This is a genomic window from Streptomyces zhaozhouensis (assembly GCF_900230195.1).
GTDB classification, from domain to species: Bacteria; Actinomycetota; Actinomycetes; order Streptomycetales; family Streptomycetaceae; genus Streptomyces; species Streptomyces zhaozhouensis.
Window position 1 is genome coordinate 64,747 of record NZ_OCNE01000025.1, and the last position, 26,334, is coordinate 91,080.

General features: G+C 70.8%; 24 protein-coding genes. 6 read left to right on the top strand and 18 right to left on the bottom strand.

The genetic code is table 11. From position 1 onward, the window contains the following. The first annotated feature begins 5 nt into the window (after positions 1–5). Entirely contained in the window at positions 6–1,196 is a 1,191-nt protein-coding gene (locus CRP51_RS25520; RefSeq protein ID WP_097233694.1) for an FtsW/RodA/SpoVE family cell cycle protein, read from the top strand. Between the two features lie 152 nt (positions 1,197–1,348). Beyond that, a complete protein-coding gene (locus CRP51_RS25525; protein ID WP_097233695.1) occupies positions 1,349–3,271 on the top strand; it encodes a TIGR03960 family B12-binding radical SAM protein in 1,923 nt (640 codons plus the stop codon). A gap of 792 nt (positions 3,272–4,063) precedes the next feature. Here the strand turns inward: CRP51_RS25525 and CRP51_RS25530 are convergent. Next, entirely contained in the window at positions 4,064–5,644 is a 1,581-nt protein-coding gene (locus tag CRP51_RS25530; RefSeq protein ID WP_245880804.1) for an RHS repeat domain-containing protein, read from the bottom strand. Positions 5,645–5,874: 230 nt separating this feature from the next. Here CRP51_RS25530 and CRP51_RS25535 point away from each other — a divergent pair, with 230 nt between their 5' ends. After that, entirely contained in the window at positions 5,875–6,048 is a 174-nt protein-coding gene (locus tag CRP51_RS25535; protein WP_212615996.1) for a 3-keto-alpha-glucoside-1,2-lyase-like domain-containing protein, read from the top strand. A 137-nt stretch (positions 6,049–6,185) separates the two neighbouring features. On the opposite strand, the gene CRP51_RS25540 is transcribed toward CRP51_RS25535, so the two are convergent. The 5 genes from CRP51_RS25540 to CRP51_RS25560 form a co-directional block, all read right to left on the bottom strand. Next, positions 6,186–7,553 carry an NAD(P)/FAD-dependent oxidoreductase gene (locus CRP51_RS25540; protein WP_097233698.1) on the bottom strand — a complete coding sequence of 456 codons (1,368 nt, stop codon included), beginning with the start codon at positions 7,551–7,553 and terminating at the stop codon, positions 6,186–6,188. An 848-nt stretch (positions 7,554–8,401) separates the two neighbouring features. Beyond that, entirely contained in the window at positions 8,402–8,752 is a 351-nt protein-coding gene (locus CRP51_RS25545) for a hypothetical protein (protein WP_097233699.1), read from the bottom strand. A gap of 97 nt (positions 8,753–8,849) precedes the next feature. After that, positions 8,850–9,119: a hypothetical protein gene (locus CRP51_RS25550; RefSeq protein WP_097233700.1), complete on the bottom strand. Its 270-nt coding sequence runs from the start codon at positions 9,117–9,119 to the stop codon at positions 8,850–8,852. Positions 9,120–9,695: 576 nt separating this feature from the next. Then, positions 9,696–10,262, bottom strand: a complete 567-nt coding sequence (locus CRP51_RS25555) for a GNAT family N-acetyltransferase (RefSeq protein WP_097233701.1) — start codon at positions 10,260–10,262, stop codon at positions 9,696–9,698. 293 nt (positions 10,263–10,555) lie between these two features. Continuing rightward, entirely contained in the window at positions 10,556–11,314 is a 759-nt protein-coding gene (locus tag CRP51_RS25560) for an SDR family NAD(P)-dependent oxidoreductase (protein WP_097233702.1), read from the bottom strand. 150 nt (positions 11,315–11,464) lie between these two features. Here CRP51_RS25560 and CRP51_RS25565 point away from each other — a divergent pair, with 150 nt between their 5' ends. After that, a complete protein-coding gene (locus CRP51_RS25565) occupies positions 11,465–12,103 on the top strand; it encodes a TetR/AcrR family transcriptional regulator (RefSeq protein ID WP_097233703.1) in 639 nt (212 codons plus the stop codon). Positions 12,104–12,742: 639 nt separating this feature from the next. Here CRP51_RS25565 and CRP51_RS25570 read toward each other — a convergent pair. The 6 genes from CRP51_RS25570 to CRP51_RS25595 all read right to left on the bottom strand — a co-directional run bounded on the left by CRP51_RS25570 (position 12,743) and on the right by CRP51_RS25595 (position 17,833). After that, positions 12,743–13,756: a pirin family protein gene (locus CRP51_RS25570; RefSeq protein ID WP_097233704.1), complete on the bottom strand. Its 1,014-nt coding sequence runs from the start codon at positions 13,754–13,756 to the stop codon at positions 12,743–12,745. After that, positions 13,753–14,226, bottom strand: a complete 474-nt coding sequence (locus CRP51_RS25575) for a carboxymuconolactone decarboxylase family protein (protein ID WP_097233705.1) — start codon at positions 14,224–14,226, stop codon at positions 13,753–13,755. The genes CRP51_RS25570 and CRP51_RS25575 overlap by 4 nt, the downstream gene beginning before the upstream one ends. Before the next feature lie 42 nt (positions 14,227–14,268). Beyond that, positions 14,269–15,567, bottom strand: a complete 1,299-nt coding sequence (locus CRP51_RS25580) for a glutaminase (protein ID WP_097233706.1) — start codon at positions 15,565–15,567, stop codon at positions 14,269–14,271. Positions 15,568–15,663: 96 nt separating this feature from the next. Next, complete coding sequence (locus CRP51_RS25585; protein WP_097233707.1) at positions 15,664–16,074, bottom strand: GNAT family N-acetyltransferase; 411 nt, start codon at positions 16,072–16,074, stop codon at positions 15,664–15,666. Beyond that, positions 16,071–16,793, bottom strand: coding sequence for an NADPH-dependent F420 reductase (locus tag CRP51_RS25590; RefSeq protein WP_097233708.1), 723 nt, complete (start codon positions 16,791–16,793; stop codon positions 16,071–16,073). Before CRP51_RS25590 ends, CRP51_RS25585 begins: the two co-directional genes overlap by 4 nt. Next, positions 16,790–17,833 carry an LLM class flavin-dependent oxidoreductase gene (locus CRP51_RS25595; protein ID WP_097233709.1) on the bottom strand — a complete coding sequence of 348 codons (1,044 nt, stop codon included), beginning with the start codon at positions 17,831–17,833 and terminating at the stop codon, positions 16,790–16,792. The genes CRP51_RS25590 and CRP51_RS25595 overlap by 4 nt, the downstream gene beginning before the upstream one ends. Positions 17,834–18,248: 415 nt before the next feature. Here CRP51_RS25595 and CRP51_RS25600 point away from each other — a divergent pair, with 415 nt between their 5' ends. Beyond that, positions 18,249–18,896: a hydrolase gene (locus CRP51_RS25600; RefSeq protein ID WP_097233710.1), complete on the top strand. Its 648-nt coding sequence runs from the start codon at positions 18,249–18,251 to the stop codon at positions 18,894–18,896. A 249-nt stretch (positions 18,897–19,145) separates the two neighbouring features. Here the strand turns inward: CRP51_RS25600 and CRP51_RS25605 are convergent, their stop codons facing one another. The 4 genes from CRP51_RS25605 to CRP51_RS25620 all read right to left on the bottom strand — a co-directional run bounded on the left by CRP51_RS25605 (position 19,146) and on the right by CRP51_RS25620 (position 21,150). Then, positions 19,146–19,556, bottom strand: a complete 411-nt coding sequence (locus CRP51_RS25605; protein ID WP_097233711.1) for a (4Fe-4S)-binding protein — start codon at positions 19,554–19,556, stop codon at positions 19,146–19,148. Between the two features lie 30 nt (positions 19,557–19,586). After that, on the bottom strand, positions 19,587–19,895 hold the full coding sequence (locus tag CRP51_RS25610; RefSeq protein ID WP_097233712.1) for a GNAT family N-acetyltransferase: 309 nt from the start codon (positions 19,893–19,895) through the stop codon (positions 19,587–19,589). Between the two features lie 111 nt (positions 19,896–20,006). Then, on the bottom strand, positions 20,007–20,474 hold the full coding sequence (locus CRP51_RS25615) for a MarR family winged helix-turn-helix transcriptional regulator (RefSeq protein WP_097233713.1): 468 nt from the start codon (positions 20,472–20,474) through the stop codon (positions 20,007–20,009). 97 nt (positions 20,475–20,571) lie between these two features. After that, positions 20,572–21,150 (bottom strand): TetR/AcrR family transcriptional regulator, encoded by a 579-nt coding sequence (locus CRP51_RS25620; RefSeq protein WP_097233714.1) that lies wholly within the window; start codon positions 21,148–21,150, stop codon positions 20,572–20,574. A gap of 75 nt (positions 21,151–21,225) precedes the next feature. On the opposite strand from CRP51_RS25620, the gene CRP51_RS25625 reads away from it, so the two are divergent. Further along, positions 21,226–22,779 (top strand): MFS transporter, encoded by a 1,554-nt coding sequence (locus tag CRP51_RS25625; protein WP_097233715.1) that lies wholly within the window; start codon positions 21,226–21,228, stop codon positions 22,777–22,779. Between the two features lie 92 nt (positions 22,780–22,871). Here CRP51_RS25625 and CRP51_RS25630 read toward each other — a convergent pair whose 3' ends face one another. Together CRP51_RS25630 and CRP51_RS25635 are read right to left on the bottom strand one after the other, a co-directional pair. Next, positions 22,872–24,122 (bottom strand): serine hydrolase domain-containing protein, encoded by a 1,251-nt coding sequence (locus tag CRP51_RS25630; protein ID WP_097233716.1) that lies wholly within the window; start codon positions 24,120–24,122, stop codon positions 22,872–22,874. 638 nt (positions 24,123–24,760) lie between these two features. Then, positions 24,761–26,068, bottom strand: a complete 1,308-nt coding sequence (locus CRP51_RS25635) for a M14 family metallopeptidase (RefSeq protein ID WP_097233717.1) — start codon at positions 26,066–26,068, stop codon at positions 24,761–24,763. Between the last annotated feature and the right edge of the window lie 266 nt (positions 26,069–26,334).

Genomic DNA, 26,334 nt, shown 5'->3' on the forward strand with positions numbered 1-26,334 from the left:
AGTCGTTGAAGAACCACCATCTCCGGGTCAACCGGCTGGCCCCCGACCCCGGCGCCTGGCGTCGGCTGACCGCGCGGGACTCGGTGCTGCGCCGGATCGACTGGGTGCTGCTGCTGGCGGCGCTGGCGCTGTCGGTGATCGGGATCCTGCTGGTCTGGTCGGCCACGCGGAACCGCACCGAGATCAACGGCGGCGACCCGCACTTCTTCCTGATCCGCCAGGGCCTCAACCTGGCGATCGGGGTCGGGCTCGCCGTCGGCGTGATGTGGCTGGGGCACCACCGGCTGCGCTCGGCGGTGCCGCTGATCTTCGCCTTCGCGATGGTGTTCATGCTGCTGGTCTTCTCGCCGTTGGGCACGGAGATCAACGGGCAACGGGCGTGGCTCTCGCTGGGCGGCTACACGTTGCAGCCGGGGGAGTTCGCCAAGATCGCGATCATCCTCGGGATGGCGGTGATCATGGCGGACCAGGTGGACGCGGGCGACCGCGACCACCCGAGCCGGCGGGCGGTGCTCCAGGCGCTGGCGCTGGCGGCCGGGCCGATCTGTGTGGTGGTCATCGACGACCTGGGCATGGCCATGGTGCTCAGCATGATCGTGCTGGGGATACTGCTGGCCTCGGGCGCCTCGTTGAAGTGGTCGATCGGGCTGATGCTCGCCGGGGTCTTCGGCGCGGTGCTGGTCTGGACGCTGGGGATACTGGACGAGTACCAGATCGACAGGTTCGCCGCGTTCGCCGACCCCTCGCGCGACCCGGCCGGCGTCGGCTACAACACCAACCAGGCGCGGATCGCGATCGGTTCGGGGCAGCTGGACGGCAAGGGGCTCTTCCAGGGCACGCAGACCACCGGGCAGTTCGTCCCCGAGCAGCACACGGACTTCATCTTCACGGTGGCCGGCGAGGAGCTGGGCTTCCTCGGCGCCGGTGGGATCATCGTGCTGATCGGCATCGTGCTGTGGCGGGCGCTGCGCATCGCGCGGGACAGCACGGAGCTGTACGGGACGATCATCGCGGCGGGGATCGTCGCCTGGTTCGCGTTCCAGTGCTTCGAGAACATCGGGATGGCGCTGGGCATCATGCCGGTCGCCGGGGTGCCGCTGCCGTTCCTCTCCTACGGGGGCACGGCGATGTTCGTGGTGTGGATCGCGATAGGGCTTCTCCAGTCGGTGCGGATGAAGCGACCGCTGGCCGCCTGACGCCGGTCGCGGCCGGCGGTGGACGGGGGCGCGCGCGGGGGCCGGTACGCTGAATGGTCCAGCCTTCGTCAGCCCGATCGACACCGCCGGACCGACCACGCTCGGCGGGCCGCCGGTCGGGACCGTTCCCCGTCGCGAAAGACGCACGCCACATGCCCATCGAGTCGGTCTTCCCTCGCCTGGAGGAACTGCTTCCGCACGTCCAGAAGCCGATCCAGTATGTCGGCGGTGAGTTGAACTCCACCGTCAAGGACTGGGACGCCGTCGACGTCCGCTGGGCGCTGATGTACCCGGACGCCTACGAGGTGGGGCTGCCGAACCAGGGCGTCATGATCCTCTACGAGGTGCTCAACGAGCGCCCCGACGTGCTGGCCGAGCGCACCTACAGCGTCTGGCCGGACCTGGAGGCGCTGATGCGGGAGCACGAGGTGCCGCAGTTCACGGTGGACGCGCACCGGCCGGTCGGCGCGTTCGACTTGCTGGGGGTCTCGTTCTCCACGGAGTTGGGGTACACCAACCTGCTGACCGCGCTCGACCTCGCCGGGGTCCCGCTCAGCGCGGCGGACCGCACCGAGGAGCACCCCGTGGTGGTGGCGGGCGGCCACGCGGCGTTCAACCCGGAGCCGATCGCGGAGTTCGTCGACTGCGCGGTGATCGGGGACGGCGAGCAGGCGGTGCTGACGATGAGCGACATCGTCCGCGACTGGAAGCGGGAGGGGCGTCCCGGCGGGCGGGAGGAGCTGCTGATGCGGCTGGCCCGCACCGGCGGCGTCTACGTTCCGGCGTTCTACGACGTGGAGTACCTGCCGGACGGGCGGATCGCGCGGGTGGTGCCCAACCGCTCCGGCGTGCCGTGGCGGGTCTCCAAGCACACGGTGATGGATCTCGACGAGTGGCCCTACCCGAAGCAGCCGTTGGTGCCGCTGGCGGAGACGGTTCATGAGCGGATGTCGGTCGAGATCTTCCGGGGTTGCACGCGTGGGTGCCGGTTCTGCCAGGCGGGGATGATCACCCGGCCGGTGCGGGAGCGGTCGATCACCGGCATCGGGGAGATGGTCGACAAGGGGCTCACGGCGACCGGTTTCGAGGAGGTCGGGCTGCTGTCGCTCTCCTCGGCCGACCACAGTGAGATCGCCGATGTCGCCAAGGGGCTCGCGGACCGCTACGAAGAGGACAAGATCGGTCTCTCCCTGCCCTCCACCCGGGTGGACGCGTTCAACATTGATCTGGCCAACGAACTGACCCGCAACGGTCGTCGCTCCGGCCTGACCTTCGCGCCGGAGGGCGGCAGCGAACGCATCCGCAAGGTCATCAACAAGATGGTCTCCGAGGACGACCTGATCCGCACCGTCGCCACCGCGTACGGCAACGGCTGGCGCCAGGTGAAGCTCTACTTCATGTGCGGGCTGCCGACGGAGACCGACGAGGACGTGCTGGAGATCGCCAGCATGGCCGTCAAGGTCATCGCCAAGGGACGCGAGGTCTCCGGCTCCAACGACATCCGTTGCACGGTCTCCATCGGCGGCTTCGTGCCGAAGCCGCACACCCCGTTCCAGTGGGCGCCGCAGCTGGCGGCCGAGGCGACGGACGAGCGGCTGGCGAAGCTGCGCGACGCCATCCGCGAGGACAAGCGCTACGGGCGTTCCATCGGCTTCCGCTACCACGACGGCAAGCCCGGCATCGTCGAGGGACTCCTCTCCCGCGGCGACCGCCGCGTGGGCTCGGTGATCCGCGCGGTCTGGGAGGCGGGCGGGCGCTTCGACGGCTGGCGCGAGTACTTCTCCTACGAACAGTGGATGAGCTGCGCCGAGCCGGCCCTCAAGACCTTCGGCGTCGACGTCGACTGGTACACGACGCGGGAGCGCACGTACGAGGAGGTCCTGCCCTGGGACCACCTCGACTCGGGCCTCGACAAGGACTGGCTCTGGGAGGACTGGCAGGACGCCCTCGACGAGACCGAGGTCGAGGACTGCCGCTGGACCCCGTGCTTCGACTGTGGGGTCTGCCCGCAGATGCAGACGGAGATCCAGGTGGGGCCGACGGGGAAGAAGCTGCTGCCGCTGAAGGTGCTGTGAGGGGCTGACCCGCGGGGGACGGGTGAGGGCGTGGATGATGCTGTGGCGCAGATCCTCGTCTTCTGGAGGGGGTGTCTGAGGCCGAACGGGTGAGGCTGCTCGCTTCGCTCGGCGCTGGCCGCCGTCGGGGGCGGCGGTCGGCGCGGAGTGGGCCTCCCCCTCGTTCGTTGCGGTCGTCGTTGCCGTTGCCGTTGCCTCGGCGGGGGCCGGAGGTGGAGAACACGGTGGAGTGGGTGTAGGAGGGTGTGCTTTTTTCCGTTCCTGTGCGGCTGGCTCGGTGGTTGATGGCCGTGGTGGATTTCAGCGACTCCCCGGGGTCGGTGACACTACTGGAGGGCCGCTGCATTTTCCGGTTCGGCGTGGGGTCTGCTGCCCGTGCTGGCCTGCGTCTTCACGATGCGGTCCTCATCGCCCCTCGGAGGGGTAACAACCTCTGCTTGGAAGGCCGGTAGAAGGTCAGCTCCTTCCAGTCCTCATCGCCCCTCGGAGGGGTAACAACGCGTTCGCGAGGATGCGCCCGGCCTCGGCCGGTCCTCATCTCCCCTCGGAAGGGTAATAACCAGGAGGGGCACGAGGTCGCGTCGTGCTAGGTGGGGGTACTCATCGCCTGTTGGAGGGGGGAAATCGTCGTTCCCGAAGCCGACATTGCATGGCGGGTGCGGCCATATTTCGCTGTCTGGTCACGGGGGCTAGGAGAATTCATTGGCTGACCGGAGCGTCAGTGAATCGCGACTTTTGGCGACAGGTGTACTGCGGAAATTCCTCGGGCGTGTACAGGCGTCGCATTCTGCCTCAACGGAGAGTTTCACCCACGGGTTGACTGTTGCTCTTGAGGCATGCCAACTCAATCGGTGCGGGGAGGTAGGCGGTGGCGGAGCCGTCCGCGTGGTGGGTGAGTAGGCGGTCGCCTTCGGCGGTGTAGATGTGGCCGGTGGTGGTGCCGTTCTCGGTGACAGTCTCCAGGTTGCCCTCGGGGTCCCAGTCGAGGGTCTGGTCGCGGATTCCGGCGCGTTCGATCGGGTTGCCGGCCTGGTCGTGTTCGAAGGTCTCGGTCGCCTGTTCCTGGGGGCCGCCGTCGGTGCTGACCGAGCGGAGCGTGTTGGGCGCGTTCTCGCCGGGTTCTCCGACGGTGTAGTCGCGGACGATGTCGGTTGCGTCGCTGCTGGTGGCGTGTTGGGTCTCGTTGACCCGGTTGCCGGTGAGGTCGTAGGTGTAGCTGTGCCAGTAGGGGTCGGGTCCGCCGACGGTGGTGGCGTTGGGGCCGGTGGCGCAGTCGTCTTCGGCGCCGGCGGTGGTCCAGGCCTCGGTGAGTCGGCGGAGCGCGTCGGTGGTGAAGCACTGGACGTCACTGCTGGCCTGTTCGCCCTGTCCCGCGGTGGTGGCGACCCGGGTCACGTTGCCGATGTCGTCGTAGCCGTAGCGGGTGTCCTGGACGCGGAGCGCGATGTCGCCGTCGACGGTGGCGCGGGTGAGGCGTCCGTTGTGCTCGTCCCAGTCGAGGGTCTGGTAGACCTTCTGGCCCAGGTTTCCGCACTCCGCCCGGATCGGACGGCCGAGGGCGTCGAAGCGGACGTCTCCGACCAGGACCTGCTGGCCGGCCACGGTGCGCGTCGGCAGGTGCTGGCTGCTGTAGAGGGTGGTGACCCGCTCCTGCGGCAGACCGCCGAGGGCCGGGTGCATGACCGACTCCCGCAGGCCGACGCGGGCGTTGTAGGTGTAGCGCCAGGTGTACTCGCCGGCCAGCGTGCCCTCGTTCTCGGGCAGGGTGACGGTGGTGGCGGTCGGTTGGTAGCGGTTGGTGTAGCCGTCGACGGCGGTGGTGTAGGCGGCGTCCCCGACGTAGCGGGTGCTGGTGGCGGGGGCGCCGAGTTTGACGGTGTCGTACGTCCACTCGGCGCGTGTGTCGTCACCCTCGGAGAGTCTGGTGCGGCGGCCCAGGGCGTCGTACGTCGTGGTCAGGGTGATGTCGCGGGCATCGGTCGTCGACACGGGCCGGTCGAGGGTGTCGTAGCTGATGAGGGTGGTGCCCTTGTCCGGGTCGTCGGCGCGGGTCTGGTTGCCGCGCTTGTCGTACTCCCAGCTCCATTCGTTACCGGCTGCGTCGGTCATACCGACGAGGTTGCCTGCCACGTCGTAACGATAGGTGGCGTTCTGGAACTCGGTGCGGTCGGCGTCGGTGTAGGAGCGTAGTTCGACGGTTCGCCCGAGTACGTCGGTGACCGTGGTGGTGGCGGTGCCACCGGGCGGCGGGATGACGGTGGTGGACTCGGCTCCGTCGTGAACGGTGTCGGTGCGGGTGGTCTCGTCTCCGTAGCGGAAGGCCACTTCGGCCGTCTGCCGTCCCGCCACGTCGAACTCCCGGCGTGTCCTCATCGGCCCTACGAGGGGTAACAACACGCGGTTGACCGCGTCACGCAGCGAGGAGCCGAAGGTCCTCATCGGCCCTACGAGGGGTAACAACGGCAGACCGAGGCGGCGCGCGGCGCCGGGGGCGAACGTCCTCATCGGGGCCGATGAGGACGGGAACCGGTGCGCACAGCCGGAATGTCCCCGGTGTAGGGGTTGTTACCCCTCGTAGGGCCGATGAGGACAGCGACGTTGACGTGGTCGAGGACCCGCACGTCTCGGTGTACCTCAACGACGTGCTGATCAACGAGTTCGACACCGAGGGTGCCGACCCCGAACGGGACCTCAGCTCGGGTCGCGTCGGCCTACAGAACCACCACACCGGTTCCGACGTGTGGTTCCGCGACGTGCAGGTCATGCCCCTGGGCTGAGACCTGGGATGCGACCTGGAGGGAACGACCGAGGGAACGACCGCGCGGAGCGGCGCTTCTCGGCCGTGAGGAGCGGAAGGGCGGACACGGCTCACGCGTGTCCGCCCTCCCCGCTTCGGACGGGATGTGGGGAGCCCTCAGATCCCGGCGCGCGGCTGCTCGTTCTCGCGCGCCGCCCGCACGGCTCGACGGATCCGCGGCTGGGCAAGCGCGCTGGGCGGGTCCATCAGGTAGATGACCCGGGCGTAGGCGGTGAGCAGGGAGGGGTCGTGGACGGCCGCGTCCAGCAGCTCTCCCATGCTCTCCTGGCGCTGCCGCCACGCTTCGGTGCGTTCCCCCTCGACGCCGGGGAAGGCCAGGTCGGTGCTGGTGGTCTGGTGCCAGACGTCGTCCACCGCGTGCTCGGCTATCGCGGCGAAGTAGTCAGTGGGGCGCGCCCCGCCGAAGCGGGTGACGTGGTCGCGCAGGACCGTCGTTTCCAGGGCCGCGACGGTGGTGCCCTGGCCGTAGATCGGGTTCAGGCGGCACACGGCGTCGCCGAGGACGAGCAGCCCCTCGGGAAGGTCCGTCAGTCGTTCGTACCGGCGGCGCATGTTGTACGGGAAGCGGAAGGCGACCGGGTCCGCCAGCGGCTCCTGGCCCCGGACCGTCTCGTAGATGTCGGGCGCCGAGAGGGACTTCAGATACGCGAGGTACGCCTCGGGGTCGGTGGGCGCGTGGTCACCGCGGAAGCCGAAGGCCGTCACCACGGTGCGGCCGCCCTCGATGCGCAGGGACATGGCGCCGCGCGGAGAGGCCGGAGAGGCCGCCACCATCTCGGAGATGACGCCCTTCATCGCGTCGGGGGTCAGCCGGAAGTACTGCGTCGCGTACCCGACGCCGACGTTCTGTCGCTCCTCCTCGACCTCGGGGTATCCCAGCCGTTCCAGCCACGTCGGGGTGCGTGAGCGCCAGCCGGTGGTGTCCACCACCAGGTCGCCGCGCAGGTCCCGCGTCCCGGCCGTGTCGGTCACGGTCACGCCGACCACCCGGCGCTCGCCGGGGGCGAGGAGCGGCGCGACGGCGGAGTGTCGCACCAGGAAGCGGACGTTCGGCAGCGCGCGCACCCGGGCCCGGACCCGCTGTTCCAGGTGCGGCCTGCTCAGCGAGAGCATCAGCATGTCCGAGTGCGTCCTCGGCAGGTGTCGGCCGTTCACGACCCAGAGCACGTCGTCGGTGACGTCGCCCGCCACGGCTCCGCTGGCCAGCAACTCGTCGGTGATGCCGGGGAACATCTCCTCGATGAGGAGCCGGCCGCGGGTCAGCAGGCCGTGGACGTGGTAGTCCTGCGGCACGCCCCGCCTCGGGCACACGTGCGGCACGGAGCAGTCGTGGTCCGTCAGGGGGTCCCGTTCCACCACGATCACGTCGTCGTATGCTTCCGCGAGTACGCGCGCGGTCAGCAGTCCGGCCATGCTCGCTCCCAGCACGATGGCGCGGCTGGCAGAGCGTTTCTGGTCCGTCATGTCGTCCGGTTTCCCTTCTCTCTGTCGCGTCGCTTCCGAACCGGCGGTTCGGCGGGGGGCACAACTGCGCGCAGGACGGGTCTCCCGTGCCTGTCCCGCGGAGATGACACATGCGGTCATGAGTTTGTCGACGGTTACCGGCATGACGGACTCCGGCCCCGAGGCCGTTGCCGCCTGCGTTATTCGAGTGGGAAAGCCGAGTGTTCACCGGAAAGATCCGGGTGGTTCGCCGGGCAGGGAATACGAGTTATCCGATTCGTAAGGAAGACACCACACGAGCCAGCGAACAGGCCCTCCGAGAACACCGCTCTCGACCGCTCTCGACCGCTCTCGACCGCTCTCGACCGCTCTCGACCTCATTCGACGCGGCCGACGACGCGTCCGTTCCTGCGACACGTTCACGCACGGCCGGCTCACCGGGAGCCGGCTGGACCGTGCGACCGCCTGAGTAACAGCATGGCACCTCGAGCGCAACCGCGGTCAACCCGTAACCACCCCTAAGCACCCACCCCTACATACCCACCGCTTTCGCACCTTGGCCGGTCGGACGGGGCGTGGCGGGACGGCTTCTGGGGCCGTCCGTAGGAAGCGGCCGAGTGTGGGGTCGTATTCGCGGGCGCCGAGGTGGGTCGTTCCGGTGGGGTCGGTGGTGCCTCCGAGGAAGCCTCGGTCGCCGGGCCAGGAATCGGTTGCTGAGAGGTAACAACCAGGCGGGGAACGAGGTCGTGTCGTGCTGGTGCGCCGAGTCGGCGGTTTGTTGGCATGTGCCGGGACGGAGGGATGCCGAGTCCGAAACTGTTGCTGCTGGGACTGTCTGATCGGAACCCCTGCCCTGCCGACCTTCTGGTTCAGTGCTTGTCGGCCGCCGGGGCGTCGGGGTTCTGCTTTCCGCGCAGCGCCTCGTCGGCGGCAATGACTTCCTGGTGCCACTGCCGGTGGACCTTATATGTGCGGTCGAGCTCGATCATGTGGTACAGCCCGGTCGGCTTGCCGAACCAGAAGTCGCGCGGGAGGCGTTGCACCTCGCGGCGGCCCACGATGAGGATCGCACGGTCGGTGACCACGAACCACTCGGCCGGCGACGTGAAGATCCCCGAACCCTTTATCGTCATGAACCCCGTCTGGATGCGCTCACCGGGCTCCAGATGCGGCTCCGCCAGGGTGGCGATTTTCTTGGCTCGTCGTTCCTTGTAGCCCATAGCTCTCCTCCGATACCAATGTTCTGAGTCGTTGATTCGTGGTGCGGTAGGTGGCGAGGGCGGAGCTCCCCGTGGCACAGCCGCACCTCCCCTTAGGTCATCGAAGCGGCGGTTGTGGAAGCGGCGGAGTTGGTACCGGAGGCCACAACGGGTCGTCATACGGAGGCCAGAAGGGATCGTCATAGGGCGTCGAGTGGTCCGAGCTCTCGCCCTCCGGCGCGTCGATCTCCGGCAGGTCGATGACCCCTGCTGCGTCCAGCGCGATTGCCACGATCGCCGCGATGAAGAGGAGGGCAAACGCTGAAGCATACAGCCATAAGGCGACCGTGAAGATCTTTCCCATGATGGCCCCTGTCTGCAACTTCATGCTCCATAGGCATCCAGCGTGGATGAAACGCCGGACTAATCCGAGCTCCCATAGCGGTTCATATCCTGCTGTACGCGTGGCGGAGCGGGGTCAGTGCGTTCACCGCCTGAAGGGCGCCGGTCTGCCCTCCCCACTCGGAGTGGCTTATTCGCTCGGCGCGGCCTCGTCAGGACGAACGCCAGCGCGGCCAGGAATGTCAGCCACATCAGAGGGAAAAGCAGCCACTCCATGGGGCGCCCCCTTCCCAGCTCTGAGGCTAGGTGAAACGACTCGGGACCCCTCCCGGGTCGGGTTCCTGGACGTGGACCTCAACCGGGACTTCGTCGGCTACCGGTACATCAGCTGACTCCTCGTGGGCCCGAGGCGCCTCAGCCGGTCGCGGTGGCTCGCGTCCGGCTATGTGCGTAAGGCTCCTGTCCGCGAACGTTTCTGGCGGTGTGAGGTGGGTGCCGAGGCGAGGGGCACGCGGGTTCTGGAGGGGTTTTCCGAAGGTCGAGCGGGAGAAGCTACTCGTCTCTCACCTCCGCCGAAGACGGGCCTGAGCAGCCTCAGCCGATCCGCGGACGCCGGGCGGGGTCAGGCACCCGTGCGCCGTATGTGCAGGTGGCCGTCGCGGGGGAAGGCGGGCGGTGCCGCGGGCAGGATGGTGTCGAAGTCGTAGCGGCTCTTCTGCGCGACCCGGCACGATGCCAGGTTGTCGACCTGGTGCAGGAGTTCGAGACGCTCCAGTCCGTCGGTTTCGAAGGCGTCGAAGGCCCAGTCGCTGAGTGCCTCCAGAGCGCGAGGGGCCACTCCCCGCCCGCGAGCGTGCGCCGCGGTCCAGTAGCCCACCTCGGCCGACGGTTTGCCGGAGGCGACTTCCTTGAGGACCACGTTGCCCACCAACCGTTCGCCGTCTGAACCGGGTCGCGCCTCAAGGACGGCGAAGCCGAACCGGTCGCCCGCTGCCCAGCCCCGCTGCTGGGCCCGCACCCACCGTTCCCCGTCGGCATCGCTGTCCACGGCGGAGCTCGCCCACTGGCGCAACGCGGGGTCCCGGCTCACCTCGACCAATGCGGCGGTGTCCGCCATGCGCCAGGGGCGCAGCACAAGAGGAGGAGAGGCCGGCGTGGCGGCCACCTGAAGTACGACGGGGTCACTCATCAACCGATGATATGCAGCGGCGTTTTCTCTCGACGCCGGTGGCGTCCAGCCCGTGTCGCCTTGCGACCGTCCCGTCGTCGCCGTGCCCGGACGTCCCAGCCCGCCTCACCCCCTCTTCCCTCGCGGCGGGCAGGGGGAGGGGAACCTCGCGCCGCCCAGGGCGGCTTCGCCTGTGTCGACAGCCGTCGTCATGGCTCGGCCGGCGGGGCCGGGAAGGTGGGCGTCGTCGTCGCCGTCCCGGGCCGTGAGGGTGTCCGAGCCGTGGGCGACCCGACGGGCCGCCGCCCGGGCGGTCAGAGGAAGGCGCCGCCGGAGACCTCGACGCGTTGGGCGGTGACCCAGCGCAGGCCGTCGGTGGCCAGCGTGGCGATGGCGTCGCCGATCTCCCGGGGTTCGCCGACGCGGCCGAGCGCGGTCTGGCCGGCCAGGGCCCGGCGCATCTCGGCGTCGTCCCGCATCGCGCCCCCGTTGAAGTCGGTGGCGGTCGGTCCCGGGGCGACGGAGTTCACGCGGATCCCGCGCGGGCCGAGTTCGGCGGCGAGGGTGCGGCTCAGGGCCTCGACGGCGGCCTTCGAGGCGGAGTAGACCGAGGTGGCGGGGCTGGTGTGGCGGGTCAGCGACGACGAAACGTTGATGACGTGGCCGCCTCCGGTCAGCAGCGGGGCGAGTGACTGGATGAGGAAGAACGTGCCCCGGACGTTGACGTCCATCACCGTGTCGAAGTCGTCGGCCGTGACGTCCTCCAGCGGTCCGAAGATCCCCACCCCCGCGTTGTTGACCAGGATGTCGAGCCGCGAAGTTCCCCAGCGTTCCAACTGCTCCCTCAGCGCGGAGAGGAAGGGCGCGAAAGAGGGGAGGTCGCTGATGTCGAGCCGGAGGGCGGCGGCGGTCCCGCCCGCCGCCCGCACCTCTTCCACCGTCCTCTCCGCCTCGGCCGCCTCGCCGCGGTGGGTGATCAGGACCCGTACCCCGCGCGCGGCCAGAGCGAGGGCCGCGGCGCGTCCGAGGCCGCGGTTGGCGCCGGTCACCAGGGCGGTCTTGTCGATCGTCATGAACTTGTTCCTCCAGCACGCGGCCACCGGGGTGCGCCCGGCGCCAGGGATGCGATGCGAGTCACTCGACTCGCCTTTCCTTCCGTACCGTAGACGTGGGCCGAGAGGCGAGTCAAGTGACTCGTCTCGGCTCTGCGGCATACTGTCCGCATGGCAGCAGAACTCTCCGCGCACCACCGCAGGCTCGCTGAGCGGAAACGCGAGGCGATCACCAGCGCGGCCACGGAACTGTTCCTGGAACGCGGCTACGACGGCACCTCGCTGGCCCGGATCGCCGAGGCGGCCGGCGTCTCGAAGTCCACCCTGTTCAAGCGATTCCCCACCAAGGCGGCCCTCTTCGAGGCCATCGTCACCGAGTCCTGGCAGCGTGACGCGGGTGACACCGCGGAGCGGCCACAGCCAGGGGATCTGCGCTCCGGGCTGACAACCATCGGCCACCGCTATGCCGACCTGGTCAGCCAGCCCGGCATGACGGCCCTCTTCCGGATCGTCATCGCCGAACTGCCTCGTTTCCCCGAGCTGGGGCGGATGCAGTTCCAGCTCGGCAAACTGCCCTACTTCACCTCTGTGCGGCGGTACCTGGAAGCCGAGCACGAGGCGGGCAACGCCGACGTCCCGGACGCGGTGAGCGCCGCGAACCAGTTTCTCGGCATGATCGCCAACTACGTCCTGTGGCCTCGGATGCTGCTGACCGACTGGGACCCCGCGGCCTCCGACATCCACGACGCCGTCGAACAGGCTGTCCAGACCATGCTCGCCAGGTACGCCCCGACCCGCCCGCCGGCCTGACCCGCCAGACGGCCTGACCCGCCCGCCGGCCCCTGACCCGACGCCGGCACGTTGACGCGGGCGCGCGAGGCTCAACGCCCGCGATGTCTCCCGTCGGCAGGCGTTTCCTTCCGGGGCGGGAGTCTCACAGGATGGCAGGTCCGGCGTGGTCGGGCTCGGCTCGGTCAGGTCCGGCTCGGTCAGGTCCGGCTCGGTCAGGTCCGGCGTCGTCGGGCTCGGCTCGGTCAGGTCGTCCGCCGGTTCGCCGGGAACGTGCGGAGCGCCGGTTCGCCGGGAACGTGCGGAGCGCCGGGCGTCGGGTCCCGATCCGTGTCCACCGGTGACCAGTGGCCGGGCCCGGGGCCCGGCCCTCGTGGCGGCGACGCCGGCCCGACCCCGCTCGACCTGCCGACGGAGCGGGGCCCGGTACCCGGGACGGCGGTCGGCGGAAGGGCGGCCCGGCCGTCGGCTACCGGGCGACGCGGGTCGGGTCCGCCCCGGACCCCGGCCCGCCTCGGAGACACGCGGCCCTTCGCGGGCCGCCGCGACCGGCGTCCGCCTGGCCGGTGCCGGTTCGTCGGGGCCGCCGCCCGACGATGCGGGTGCCGCGCGGGGGGCGCGGGGCGGGGGCGATGCCTCTCACCGCGCCGGGACCGCGTCTCACTCCCGTTCCCCGGGCTGCGCGCGCGGGCGCATCCGGGAGTTCGGCAGGGCCGGGGCCGGCAGTGGGGGCGGCTGGTCAGGTGGGAAGTCGCCGAACAGCGCGGGCTTGCCGGCGTCGCGTGGGTCGGCGGGTTCGAAGCCGAGCTCGGCCTGGTAGCGGCGCCGGTACTCGACGATCTCGTCGTGGTCGCGCCCGACGAAGTTCCACCACATCACGATCCGCTCCCCGAGCGGGACGCCGCCCAGCAGGATGACGCGCGTCTCCGCGTCGCCCGCCGTGATCACCAGCGTGTCGGAGCCGACGGGGACGTAGGCGAGCGAACGGTGGTCGACGGCCGCCGAGTTCACCGTGACCTCGCCGTTCTCGGCGAGGACGGCGTGCTCGAAGTCGGTGCGCACGGTGAGCCGGGCGGAGGAGCCGGGCGCGAGGACGAGCTCGGCGCCGAGCAGGTCGGGTGTCCGCGTCTCGACGGGGGAGACCGAGCCGAGGAGCGCGCCGATGAACACGCGCGCCGTGACGCCGGGGAGTTCGACCGGCTCCGGGACGTGGTGGACGAAGGCGTTGTCGCTGAAGCGCGTCTCCTCCGGCAGCGCGTACCAGAGTTGCACGCCGTGCAGGGTGCTGGTCTCGGGGGCGCTGAGCTCCTGGTGGGTGATGCCACGGCCGGCGATCATCAGGTTGAGCTCTCCCGGCCGCACCGGGGCCGCGTTGCCCCCGGAGTCGAGGTGCCGGACATGCCCGTCGAACAGCCAGGACACCGTCGCGAGTCCGGTGTGCGGGTGCCGTGGCATCCGCATCCCGCCGGTCACCGCGACGTCGTCGGGGCCGAAGTGGTCCAGGAAGCACCACGACCCCACCAGCGATCTCCGCCGCTGGGGGAGGGTCCGGTGCACGGTTGTCGCCCGCACGCCGCCGAGCGGCACCAGGCGGGGCGTGAGCACCTCCACCGCCGTGCACGGCTCCCCGCGGTCGAGTACCTCAGGACGGGGGTGCGTCTCCGCGTTGCTCATCGCACGATCTTCCCTTCCGCGTCGCGGGGACGCACCGGATGCCCGCTGAGTATCGAGACGCGGTTGAAGGCGTTGATGGTGACCGCCACCCACTCGGCCGCCGCGAACGCCTCCTCGTCGAGAACCGACCGCGCGCCCGCGAGGTCGGCCTCCGCCTCCTCGGTGAGGGGGAGCGTCGTGGCCGCCTCGGCCACCGCGAGCACCGCCCGCTGCCGCTCGTCGAACAGCGCGGTCTCCCGCCACGCCGGCAGCAGGTCGAGTTGCTGCTGCGCTATCCCGGCCTTCCTGGCCTCGCGCGAGTGGAGGTCGACGCAGAAGGCGCACGCGTTGATCTGCGACGCCCGCAGCTTGATGAACTCGACCTCGCGCGACGAGAGTCCGCGTTGCAGCGCCGCCTCGCGGATCGCCGACGAGAACGCTGTCGCGGCCCGCCACGCCTCGGGCATGACCTTGTCCAGGAACGGACGCATCGTTTTTCCTCTTCCGGTGGGACGGCCTGCTGTCGGCCGTGGTCAGGGGCGGCGGATCGAGGCGACGGACGCACTGGCCTGTGCCACGGTCTCCACGACGGTGACCCGGCCGCCGTCACCGGGGTCCGGATCGGGCAGCAGCGACTCCGGGTCGACGAGGTGGACCTCGTGGCCGTCCAGCGTGAGCCGGCGCGCGACCTCCAGGACCATACGCCGCGCGACGTCGTCGATCGAGTAGACCAGCGTGAGATCCACCGCCACCCCGACCTCCTGGAACGCGGAGTCCACGGCCTCCCGCACGATTCTCTCGGCCCCGGCGAAGCCGATCCCGCCCTGCAACTGGAGGACCCGCAGCGCGTTCCGACCGCTGCCGACGACGTGGTTGGAGCGCACGACCGCGCGCGCGGCGGCCGGGACCCCCATCAGGTGCAGACCCATGTCGGAGGAGAACCGTTCGAACAGGGACACCCCGCGCACGCTGTTCCCGTGCGGGTCCAGCCGTGGCGAGAAGGTGGCGATGCCGATCTGACCGGGGAGCGCGCCGATCAGTCCGCCCGCCACACCGCTCTTCGCGGGGATGCCGACCTGGGTCGCCCAGTCGCCGGCCGCGTCGTACATCCCGCAGGTGAACATGACGCTCAGCACCTGGCGCGCCACCGGCTCGGTGATCACCCGCTGGCCCGTGAGCGGGTTCACCCCGCGGTTGGCCAACGTCGCGGCCATCATGGCCAGGTCGCGCGCGGTGACCAGCACGGAACACTGCCGGGTGTAGCCGTCGACGACGGTTCTCGGGTCCTCGGTGAGGATGTCGTGGCCGCGGAGCATGTGGGCGATGGCGAGGTTGCGGTGCGCGTGTTCCATCTCCGAGGCGCACACCGCCTCGTCCGCTCGCAGCCGGCGGCCGGCGAACGCCGAGAGTCCGTCGGTCACGCGCTCCACACGCTCCGCCGGCTTGAGGCCCTCCGGGCCGACCAGCGCGTGGGTGGTGATCGCGCCGGCGTTGATCATGGGATTGAGCGGGCGCCCGGTGCCGTCTTCGAGGGAGATCTGGTTGAACGCCTCTCCCGACGGCTCGACCCCGACGCTGGCCAGCACCGGTGCGAACCCCCGGTCGGACAGCGCGAGGGCATAGGCGAACGGCTTGGAGATCGACTGGATGGTGAACTCGGTGTCGATGTCGCCGGCACCGTAGACCTCGCCCTGAACGGTGGCGAAGGCCGCGCCGAGGTGTTCCGGGTCCGCCGCGGCCAGTTCCGGGATGTATCCCGCGAGCTCTCCGGACGTGTCCGACGCCACGTCGCCGAGCGCCTCGGCCAGATAGTCGGGGATGACCGACCGCATCACGTGCTCCTTCTTCCGGGGGTGCGGTCCCGGTGCCGCGGCCGGGTCTGTGCGGGGGTGTGCGAGGTGGGTGCGACGGGCGAGCGGGGGCGGAGGTCAGGGCCGCGTGGCGCGTGTGACCCGTGCGACGTCCTCCCGCGTCGCGCGGCGGAAGACGCCACCGCTCGCGGTGAACTCGTCGCCATGCTTCCTCAGATGGCGGATGAACACCGGGCACACGGGCACGACGGTGAGGTGCCGTTCCGTGCTGTCCCTGAGCGCCTCGCGCACCAGCAGCCCCGCCAGCCCACGTCCGGCGAACTCCTCGTCCGTCTCGGTGTGGAAGAAGATCCGCTCGGGGGCCGCGTCGGCGTCGTCGTCGGCGTCGGTGTCGGGAAAGTCGACGAACTCGGCCCTGCCCACCGGGGGCCCGTCGCCGAGCCGCACGGTGTAGGCGCTCACCGGGCCGTCGAGATCGAGCTCGACCGTCACGGGCGCGCCACTGTTGTCGGTCAACCCCTGGGTCATCGGCTTTCCTTACGTGGGAACGACGCGTGGTGTGCGAACGCTTCGTGGGCGCGGTCGCGGGTGGGTGGCGTGGGTGGGGTGGTCGGGCCGGTGAGCGCGCGGAGCCGGGCGATGTCGACGTTGGCCCCGAACGCGGGGGTGCCGGGTTCGAGCAGGGCGCCCGCCGCCAGGTCGCCGACGACGAGCGGGTCGAACCCGAGTCTGTCGACCAACTCCGAGACGACGGCGACGTGCTCGGCCGTGTCGCCGGCGACGGCGATCGCCCTGCGCCCGGGGTGGCCCGGGGGACGGGCCCCTTCCTCAAGGTCGTGGTAGCCCATGTGGTTGAGGGCCTTCACGACGTGCGCGCCGCGCAGGAAGCGCCGCACGGTCTCGCTCGACGAGGCGTCGGGCGGGAGGATCCCGTCGCGGGGGCCGTCGACCTCCCACCAGTGGTTCATCGCGTCGACGACGAGCTTGCCCGCCAGCTCGGGAACCGGCAGTTCGCGGTACCTGCCGAGCGGGAGGGCGAGGATCACCACGTCGGCGGCCGCCGCGGCCTCGGCCGGCCACACGGCCTTCGCTCCGGGGGTGAGCACCTCGGTGGTCAGCGCGATCCCGGCGGGGTCGCCCGACCCGGAGACCAGCACCCGACAGCCGGCACCGACGGCCAGCCGGGCCAGAACGGTGCCGACCTTCCCCGCCCCCAAAATCCCGAGGGTGGTGACGGGGGCGGTCATCGCGCCGCTCCGGCCGTGGTCGCGGGCCGTTCCGCGAGGAGTTCGCGGACCCGGGGGATGACCTGGGTGCCGTACAACTCGACCGCACGCAGCCGCGCGGAGGCCGAGACGGTGCCGGCGGCCGAATAGACCATGTCGAACCGGCCGGCGTCCAGCACCCGGATCGCGTGGGCGATCCGGGTCGCGACGGTCTCGACGGAGCCGACGTACAGCGAGCCGCGCTCCACCTCGGCCTCGAACTCCGAGCGGCGGAGCGGCGGCCAGCCGCGCAGGGCGCCGATCCGGTCGCGGATCTCCCGGTACCCGGGGTAGAACAGCTCCTTCGCCTCCTCGTCGGTCGGCGCGACGAAGCCGGGGGAGTGCAGGCCGACCGGCAACGCCGTGGTGCCGCCCCGCTCGTTGGCGCGCCGGTACAGGTCCACGTAGGGCGCGAACCGGTCGGGGGCGCCGCCGATGACGGCGAGCATCAGCCGGAACCCGTAGTGCGCGGTGCGGATCACGGACTGCGGCGAACCGCCGACCCCGACCCACGTGCTGAGACGCCCCGACTCGGTCTTCGGGTACACGTCCGCTTCGTTCAGCGCGGCGCGGGTGGTGCCCTTCCAGGTCACGGGCTTCTCGTCCAGGAGCCGGTGGAAGAGGTCGATCTTCTCGTCGAACAGGACCTCGTAGTCCTTGAGGTCGTAGCCGAACAGCGGGAACGACTCGGTGAACGAGCCGCGCCCGAGGATCACCTCGGCGCGGCCGCGGGAGAGCGCGTCGAGCGTGGCGAAGCGTTGGAACACCCGCACGGGGTCGTCCGAGGAGAGGACCGTCACTCCGGAGGCGAGCCGGATGCGCTCGGTGGCGGTCGCGATGCCCGCCAGCACCGTCTCCGGGCTGGAGATCGCGTACTCGGGCCGGTGGTGCTCGCCCAACGCGACCACGTCGACGCCGACCTGGTCGGCCAGGACCGCCTCGGTGACGGCGGCGCGGATCGCCTGCGCGTGCGAGAGGACCTCGCCCCGGTCGTCGCGGGGCCGGTCGCCGAAGCTGTCGATACCGAACTCGACCCGCGAGGCGTCGGTCGCGGGCGAGTCCCCCGGGGGGGCTCTCCTGCGGGGTGTTCTTCGCCATCGCTGCTCCCGTCTGGTTCCGACCGGACGGGGCGCTCACTTCTCCCGAGGGCTCTCCGGTTGATGTGTCACCTAAGCCTAGGTGTCAGTGATTGAAACGTCAACTAACCCTTCTCCGGCGTTCGATGCCCGGAGTTCTACGGGGCCCCGGGTGGGCGCCGGCGGTGGCGGCCGGGGTCTGGTTGACACTTCAACTACTGCTCTCTAGCGTAGGTGACGCGTCAACCAGATGGTGGGCGTCAGCCGGTCGACCCCTGGTCGGCCCGCGTGGCGTCGAGGTTTCGGTATGCCGTCTGGGCCCGTTGGACGCGAAGCCGCGAAGTTCCAGAAGGGGAACCCCATGAGCACTGGCAAGAAGGCCGGACTCGACGCACTGCTGACGCCCGAGGAGAGCGTCGTCGTGCTGATCGATCACCAGCCTTTCCAGTTCGCGAACTTGAACAGTCACGAACCGACGATGGTGGTCAACAACTCCGTCGCGTTGGCCAAGGCCGCCAAGGCGTACGAGGTGCCGACGATCCTGACCACTGTTCTGGAGGAGCGCGGCGGTCTTCTCCTCAAGGGGATACAGGACGTGTTCCCGGACCAGAAGCCGATCAACAGGACGCTGATCAACACCTGGCAGGACCAGCGCGTCGTGGACGCCGTCAAGGCGACCGGGCGAAAGAAGCTGATCATCGCCGGTCTCTGGACGGAGGTCTGTGTGGCGATGCCGGCCATCCAGGCGGCGGGTGAGGGCTTCGACGTCTACGTCGTCACCGACGCCTCGGGCGGCGCCTCGGTCGAGACCCATGACATGGCCGTGCGGCGCATGGTGCAGGCGGGCATCGTGCCGATCACGTGGCTGGCCGTGATGGCCGAGTGGCAGCGCGACTGGGCCCGGGAGGAGACCCTGCAGGACGTCATCGGCATCCAGGCGCAGCACGGTGGTGCCTCGGGTGTCGCCTTCGAGTGGGAGACGCAGCTGCTGGCCACCGGCCGCGGCTGACGTGACGGCCGCGCGCCGGCCGTCCTCCGCGGCGGGCGCCACCCGTCGCCGGCCGGTCGGCGCCCGGACCACGGCCGGCGCGGCCCGCCAGCGCCTCCGGCCCGCCACCGTCGGCCGGGAGTTCACCCGCCCGCGGCGACCGCCGGCGGCAACCCGATGGTCTGAGGACGAGGACGAGGGGGCGGGGAGGGGCGACGCACACCGTGCCCGTTCCTCCCCGCCCCCTCGGGGGTCGCGGCACCCCGCGGGTCACTGACCGCAGGGCCCCGAGTGGTCGCAGTACGGCTGACGCCGGCTCAGCGCGCAGCCGCACAGCACCGCCCTGGTCTCGGTCCGCGGGCCGTCCGCCGTGTGCACGCTCTGCTCGCCGCGCACGGTGAGCTGCCCGGTGGCGCTGCGGGTGATCCGCGTGGGCCGTTCCGGGGTCTCCGTGCCGCCGTCCGCGAGCGTGTAGTGCAGCGCGCCCGTGGGGCAGCGTCGCACGACCTCGGCCAGGCGGTCGGCGTCGGCGCCGTCCGGGCTGATCCACGGGCGCCTGCCGGTGTCGAACACCTCCGGCAGGCCGCCGACGCACTCGGCGGCGTGCAGGCAGCGTCCGGCCTCGAAGGTGACCGTGATCGCGCGCCCCTGGTAGCTCTTCTTCTCGGGTCCGCCGCTCATGTCGGCCTCCTCGTCGCCGTCTTCGGCTTCTCAGTCGCTGACCCTGCTGCGTGACTGGTACAGCAGGTCCTCGTACTCGGGGTGGCGGGCGATCCACGCCGCGAAGAAGGGGCAGGTCGCCAGGACCCGCAGGTTCGCGGCGCGCGCCTCGTCCAGCGCGGTGCGGGCCAGCGCGGAGCCGACGCCACGGCCCTCGTACGCGGGCGCGACCTCGGTGTGCAGAAACGCGATCAGCTCCGCCGTGCGCAGGTACGCGGCGAAGCCCGCGACGTCGGCCTCCCCGTCGACCCGGGCCTCGTACCGCTTCGCGGCGGGCACGTCGTTCACCTCGACGGTCATGTGTCCTCCCAGGGGGCCGGGTGTGGGCTCGCTCCACAGTAGACCCCTTCGGTTGACACATCAACTTCTGGGGCGCGCGGCGCCCGGCGCCGGTCGCCGCGCGCCGCGCGGTCAGTCCGGCTGCTGCTCCATGTGCGTCAGCACACGCTGGGAGATCCGGGCGAGGGTGTCCAGCTCCTCCTGGGAGAGTGCGTCGACGAACAGCCGTCGGACGTGCGCGACATGCAGGGGCGCGGCCTCCTCGATCGCCCGGTAGCCGGCCGGGGTGGCCACGATGAACCAGCCGCGCCCGTCGTCCGGGCACTCCTCCCTGGCGACCAGCCCGCGTTTCGCCATCCGCGCGACCTGGTGGGACATCCGGCTCTTCTCCCACTCCACCGACTTCGCCAGATCCAGGAACCGCATCCGCCCGCCGCCCCTCTCCGTGAGGCTGGCCAACACGATGAAGTCCGAGGCGGACATGCGGGAGTCGACGTGCAGTTGGCGGGTGAGCCGCCCGATGAGCGTCTCCTGCATACGGATGAAACTGTCCCAAGCGGCCTTCTGCTCCGGGGTGAGCCAGCGAGGCGTTGCGTTCATGGGGGGAGTGTAACGAGATCGTTGACGGCTCATCTATTCCCCGGGAAGGCGCCCGCCGCCTCGCCGTGAGCGACGCGCGGCAGGTGAGGGGCGCGCGTCACGCGGGGAAGGTGGCGGAGTCGGTCATCGTCAGGAGGCGGTCGCGGGCGCGGGTGAGGCGGTCGGGGGTCTCGTCGCCGAAGGCGGCGGCCGCGGCGATGCCCTCGCAGGCGCGTTGGATCAGGTGGGCGAGGTCGGGGTCCATGCCGTCGAGGGTGAACTGCTCGTCCCACCACTCCCGGTCCTCGGCGAACGCGGCGTTGACGCCCTCGACGCTCTGGATGCCGTTCCAGGTGGTCAGCGAGACGAAGAAGTACTCGGGGGCGTAGGCGTCGCCGCCGCAGAGCGCGCGCACATAGGCGCGGAGCATCTTGCCGGGGCGGTTCTCCGACAGGTCGAGATGGCGCATCACGCGCGCGCGGAACTTCTCGTTGGTGTACCGCACGACGGCGAGGATCAGCTCGTCCCGGCTGCCGAAGTGGTGCAGCAGTCCGCTCTTGGAGACCTTCGCCGCCGTGGCGACCTCGGCCAGGGACATCGCGGTGCCGCGTTCGGTGAGCAGGCGTGCCGCCGCTTCGAGGACCGCCTGGCGGGTGCGCTCGGGGTTGCGGCTCGCCCTGCCGCCGGGTTCCGTCATGCGGGCATCGTACAGTCTGTTACACCGACCACTTCTGCTTACTGTGCCGACCGATCGGTCGGTACGATGAACCGCATGGACGTTCTGCCCGCGTCGTCGGCGCCTGCTCCGACGAACGCCCTGACCCCGCGGCGCAGGTGGGCCGCGCTGGCCGTGCTCACGCTCGCCGTCACCCTGCTGGCCATCGACGGGACGGTGCTGGCCCTCGCGGTCCCGTCCCTGACCACCGCGCTCGAACCGAGCCACACGCAGCTGCTGTGGATCGGCGACATCTACTCGTTCGCGCTGGCCGGGCTGCTGGTGACGATGGGGAACGTCGCCGACCGCGTCGGTCGGCGACGGCTGCTGCTGGTGGGCAGCGTCGCGTTCGGTGTCTCCTCCGCGATCGCGGCGTTCGCGCCGACCGCCGAGCTGCTCATCGCGGCGCGGGCGCTGCTGGGGGTCAGCGGCGCGACGATCATGCCGTCGACGCTGTCGATCGTGCGCAACCTCTTCGAGGACCCGCGGCAGCGCACCCGCGCCATCGCGATCTGGTCGGCCGGCGCGACGGCGGGCGCCGCGCTCGGGCCGCTGGTGGGCGGGACGCTGCTGGAGCACTTCTGGTGGGGATCGGTCTTTCTGATCAACATCCCGGTGATGATCGCGGTGGTCGGCCTCGGCCTGTGGCTGCTGCCGGAGTCGAGAAACCCGGTGAAGCCGCCGGTCGACTGGTTCTCGGCCGCGCTCTCCCTCCTGGCGATCGTTCCGCTGGTGTACGCGATCAAGCACACCGTCTCCGCCGGCTTCGACGCGCAGTCGGCGGCGGCCGTCGGCATCGGCGCGCTGGCGGCGGTGCTCTTCGTGCGGAGGCAGCGGCGGCTGACGCATCCGCTGCTGGACGTCGCGCTCTTCCGCGACCCGGCCTTCTCCGGCGCCATCGCGGCCGCGGGCACGGCGATCTTCGCGTTCAGCGGGCTGCTCTTCTTCTTCTCGCAGTATCTGCAACTGGTCCGCGACCTCAGCCCGTTGCGCGCCGGGCTGGTCGAACTCCCGACGACCGCCGCGTCGATCGTCGTGGTCGCCCTCGTCGCGTGGCTGGTGCGGCGGCTCGGCGCCGGGCGGGCCGCCGCGCTCGGGCTGGCCACGGCGGCCGTGGGGCTGCTGCTGCTCGCGCTCGTCCTGAACCGGGACGGCTATGTCGGCGTCATCGTGGCCATGGCGATCATCGGCCTGGGCGTCGGGGTCGCGATGACGCTGGCCAACGACACCGTGGTGACCGCCGCGCCCAGGGAACGCGCCGGCGCGGCCGCCTCCGTCGCCGAGACCACCTACGAGCTGGGTCTCGCCCTGGGCATCGCCGTCCTCGGCTCGGTGCAGGCGCTGGTCTACGAACGGGGGCTCGACCTGCCGTCCGGCACGCCCGACCAGGTCGGCGAGGCGGCGGGGGAGTCGCTCGCCGTCCTGCGCCGGGAGTTCGGCGGCGAGGCGTCGGCGCACGCGGCCGTCGACGCGGCCCAACGCGCCTTCGCGAGCGGGGTGGGGACCACGATCGGCATCGCGAGCGTGCTCGTCCTGGTCGCCGCCGTGCTGGCCTGGCGCCTGATCCCCTCGCCGCGCGGCGAGGGGGCGCACGGCGACGAGGCGGCGTAGCGCGGAACGCGCGGACGGCGCGACGACGGCCCGCCGCCCGAGGGAGGGCGGCGGGCCGTTCGTTCCCCTCGCGCACGCGGGGGCGTGGGCGCTCAGTCGCGCTGGAGGCCCTCCGGCAGGTCCGGCTCGGCCGGGGCGACGAAGCGCTCGTCGCCGTCCTCGACGGAGGCGGTCCGCTGCTCGGCGGCGTCGGCGCCGCAGAAGGCGGCCTCCAGGGAGTCGCCGAGCGCCGTGTTGACGTCGCCGTTGTTCGAGGTGTTGGCGGTGGCCGCGAGGCTGTGCTCGCCGTCCTCGGTGGTGAACGCGTAGGTGTAGTAACCCTGCACGGTGCCGGTGTGCCCGTAGACCGACACCTCGCACGACAGGTCGTAGCGCCGGAGCCCGAGGCCGTAGTGCTTGGTGCCGGTGTCGTCGGTCGGCTGCGTCTCGGTCATCGCTTCGAGCTGCTCGGCCCCCAGCAGCTCCCCGCCGAGGAGCGCGCTCGTGAACTCGTTCAGGTCGGCCGGGTTGGAGATCATGGCGCCGGCCGACTGGGCCCACGACACGGTCTGCTCGGTGGAGTCCACCAGCGGCTCGCCGGCCTCGTCCGGGGTGAGGTGGCCGTCGATGTGGTCGCCCGGCATGGCGGTGTCGGGGTGCACGTACGCGGTGTTCTCCAGGCCGAGCGGGTCGATGATCCGCTCCTGGTAGACCTCCGCGAGGGACTGGCCGGTGAGGTGCTCGACGAGCATCCCGACGACCACGAAGTTGGCGTTCGAGTAGGAGTACGCCGAGCCGGGCTCGACCGTCAGCGGCTGGGCGGTCGACATGTCGACCAGCTCCTGGAGCGTGTAGACCTCGTCGCGCGTGGCCTCGAACCCGGGGACCGTCTCGGCGAACATGTCGTTGCTGTAGTCGTAGAGACCGCTGCGGTGGGTCAGTACGTGGCGCACGGTGATCGTGTCGTCCGGCAGCAGGCCGGGCAGCAGCCCGTTGACCGGGGTGTCCAGCTCGACGGCGCCCTCCTCGACGAGCTGGAGCAGCGCGACGGCGGAGAAGGTCTTGCTCACGCTGCCGATGCGGAACTGCGCGTCGGTGTCCATGGGCTGACCGGTGCCGGCCTCCCGCTCGCCGACCGTCTCGGTGAGGGAACCGTCCGGGCCGTCGAAGCGCGCCATGGCCCCGGGCGCGCCCAGCTCCGTCGACTCGGTCAGCGCGGCCCGCACCGCCGCCATGTCGGGCTCGGGACTCTGGGCCGTGTCGTCACCGCCGCCGGGCACGCCGACGGCCTGGGCGGCGATGGCGAATGACGCGACCAGTGTGGCGGCGACGAGCGCCGTCTGCTTGCGTGGGGGGAAACGCACGACAGTCTTCAACTCCCATGGGGTGGGGCTCGTTTGCGTTTCTCACCCTAATAGCTTCCGGTCACGCGCACGTTCAAGGGGCGCGGACGGTGTCGCCGGTGAATGCGATTGATTGGTGAGGGAAACGCGGGCGTTCTGCGGGGTGAGTTCTGTGTTTCCGTGCGGTGGCGGAGGGTGAACGGGCGCGGGAGGCTGGCGGAGGCGCCGACGGGGCGCGGGAGTTCGGTGTTCTCCGTGGTCGGGGGAGGTGGGGTGAGGGCGCTGCCGGTGTTTCCCGTATCGCCTTCCGTGTTCTCCTGGTGTTTTTCCGGTGCGGGTGGGAGAACGCGGCAACGCCGTGTTCCGGGAAGTCGGTTCTGGATTCTCCGGGGAGATTTGTCGACGAAGGCCGGGTTACTCGCGGGTCGGTTTCCTTCGTGCCCGGGGTATCGCGGGTGGCGTGGCTTCCCGCGTCCGGACGGGCGCGGCGGGCGTCGTTTTCGCGGAGGGATCACGCGCCGGCCGCCCCCGGCGTCCGCCGCCTTCGGGGGCCGCCGTTTCCGGAGGCTCGGGGGGAACGGCCGTGGCCGGCCGCGCGCAGACGCGGCCGGCCACGGGTGTGGTGCGGGTGGTGCGGGTGTCGCCTGGGGGAGCCGGGGTCAGGCGGCGCAGTACTCGCCCTCCAGGCCGGCGGCCCGGTAGGCGCAGTCCGCGTAGCTCAACAGGGTCAGCACGGCCTCCCGGTTCCGGCTGGTCTCCCGGTCGATCACGTCGCCTGGCGGGTAGAACCCGCCGTCGGCCTGGGACCTCGGGTACATCTCGAACGTGAAGGAGAAGATCCCCTGGTCCGCCCAGGCCCAGTCGTTGATCCCGCCGTCGGTGATGTAGAGGTCGCTGGACTGCTGCGGGGTGTAACCGTTGGTCTCGGCCATCGCCGTGCCCAGCGCCTCGAACGCGGCGGCGTCGTCCTCGGTCAGACCGGGGCCGGTCTGGTCGTAGGTGTAGCCGTACGGCCACAGCACCAGCTCGCTGTAGGTGTGGAAGTCGATGTGCGCGGTGATCTGCTGCTCACCGTCGACGACGCGTCCGCGCACGAAGTCGGCGACGACCTGGGTCTCCGTACCCGACTCCGGGCCGGAGCCGCGATAGGTCTCGCCGCCGGGCGACCCCGACGAACCGCCGCAGCAGCCCCACTCGTAGGCCCAGTTCCGGTTGAGGTCGGTGCCGACGGAGGAGGAACCCTCGTTGGGCTGACGGTTCTTGCGCCACATCTGGAACTCGCCGGACTCCTGGTCGTAGACCTTGCCGTCCGGGTTGACCGAGGGGATCAGCCACACCTCGCGGCTGTCCAGCAGCTCGGTGACCTCGGCGTCGCCTCCGTACTGGGAGGTCAGCTCGCCGAGGGTGTAGAGCGCCATCTCGGCGGTCAGGTGCTCGCGGGCGTGCTGGTTGTGGGTGAACAGCACCTCCGGCTCGTCCTCGTCGGTGTCGACGTTGGCGCTGACCTTCACGGCGAAGATGTCGCGGCCCTCGTCGGACTGGCCGATGACCTGGCTGCTCACCAGGTCCGGGTGGGCCTCCTCCGCCTCGGCTACGGCGGCGAGCACCTCGTCGTAGGTGTGGTAGTCCTCCGGCGCCGCGGCGCCGACGTCCCGCTGGGTGGGGCCGGTGAGCGCGGTCAGCGAGTATCCGAGGCCGGTCAGCTCCTCGGCCCGCTCCTCGTCCGCGGTGATCACGACGGAGGCGTCGCGCACCTCGTCGATCGCGGTGCCGGTGCGGGCCAGCTCGGTGCGCTGGTCCGTGGTGGCGACGCCCCCGACCTCGTACTGCCGGAAGGTCGCGGTGGGGGTCCCGGACTCGGCCGCGTCCGGGACGGCGCTGGCCTGCGTGCCGAACGCGAGGGCCAGCGAGACGGTGAGAACGGTCGTGGCGAGGGCGGTCCGCCTGCCACGTGAGAGCCTCTGCATGACGCAACTCCTGTGTGGGGGTGGCGCCATACTCCCGAGGATGGCATGGACGGGTCAAGGATCTTCCTTGCCTGGCGGGGCGTCCGGGTGGGGCGGCGGCCGCTCCCGAGTGACATCGGGCCGCCACCGTGGGTTGGCAGTGCGGTGGCGCACGGTGCGCGTTCACGCACTCCGGGTGGGGGTGGGGGTCCTGGGTGTGTGAGGGGTGGCACAGGTCGTTGGTCCTCTACGAGGGGTGTTCGTGGAGGGGCGGGGGCGGGTCCGGG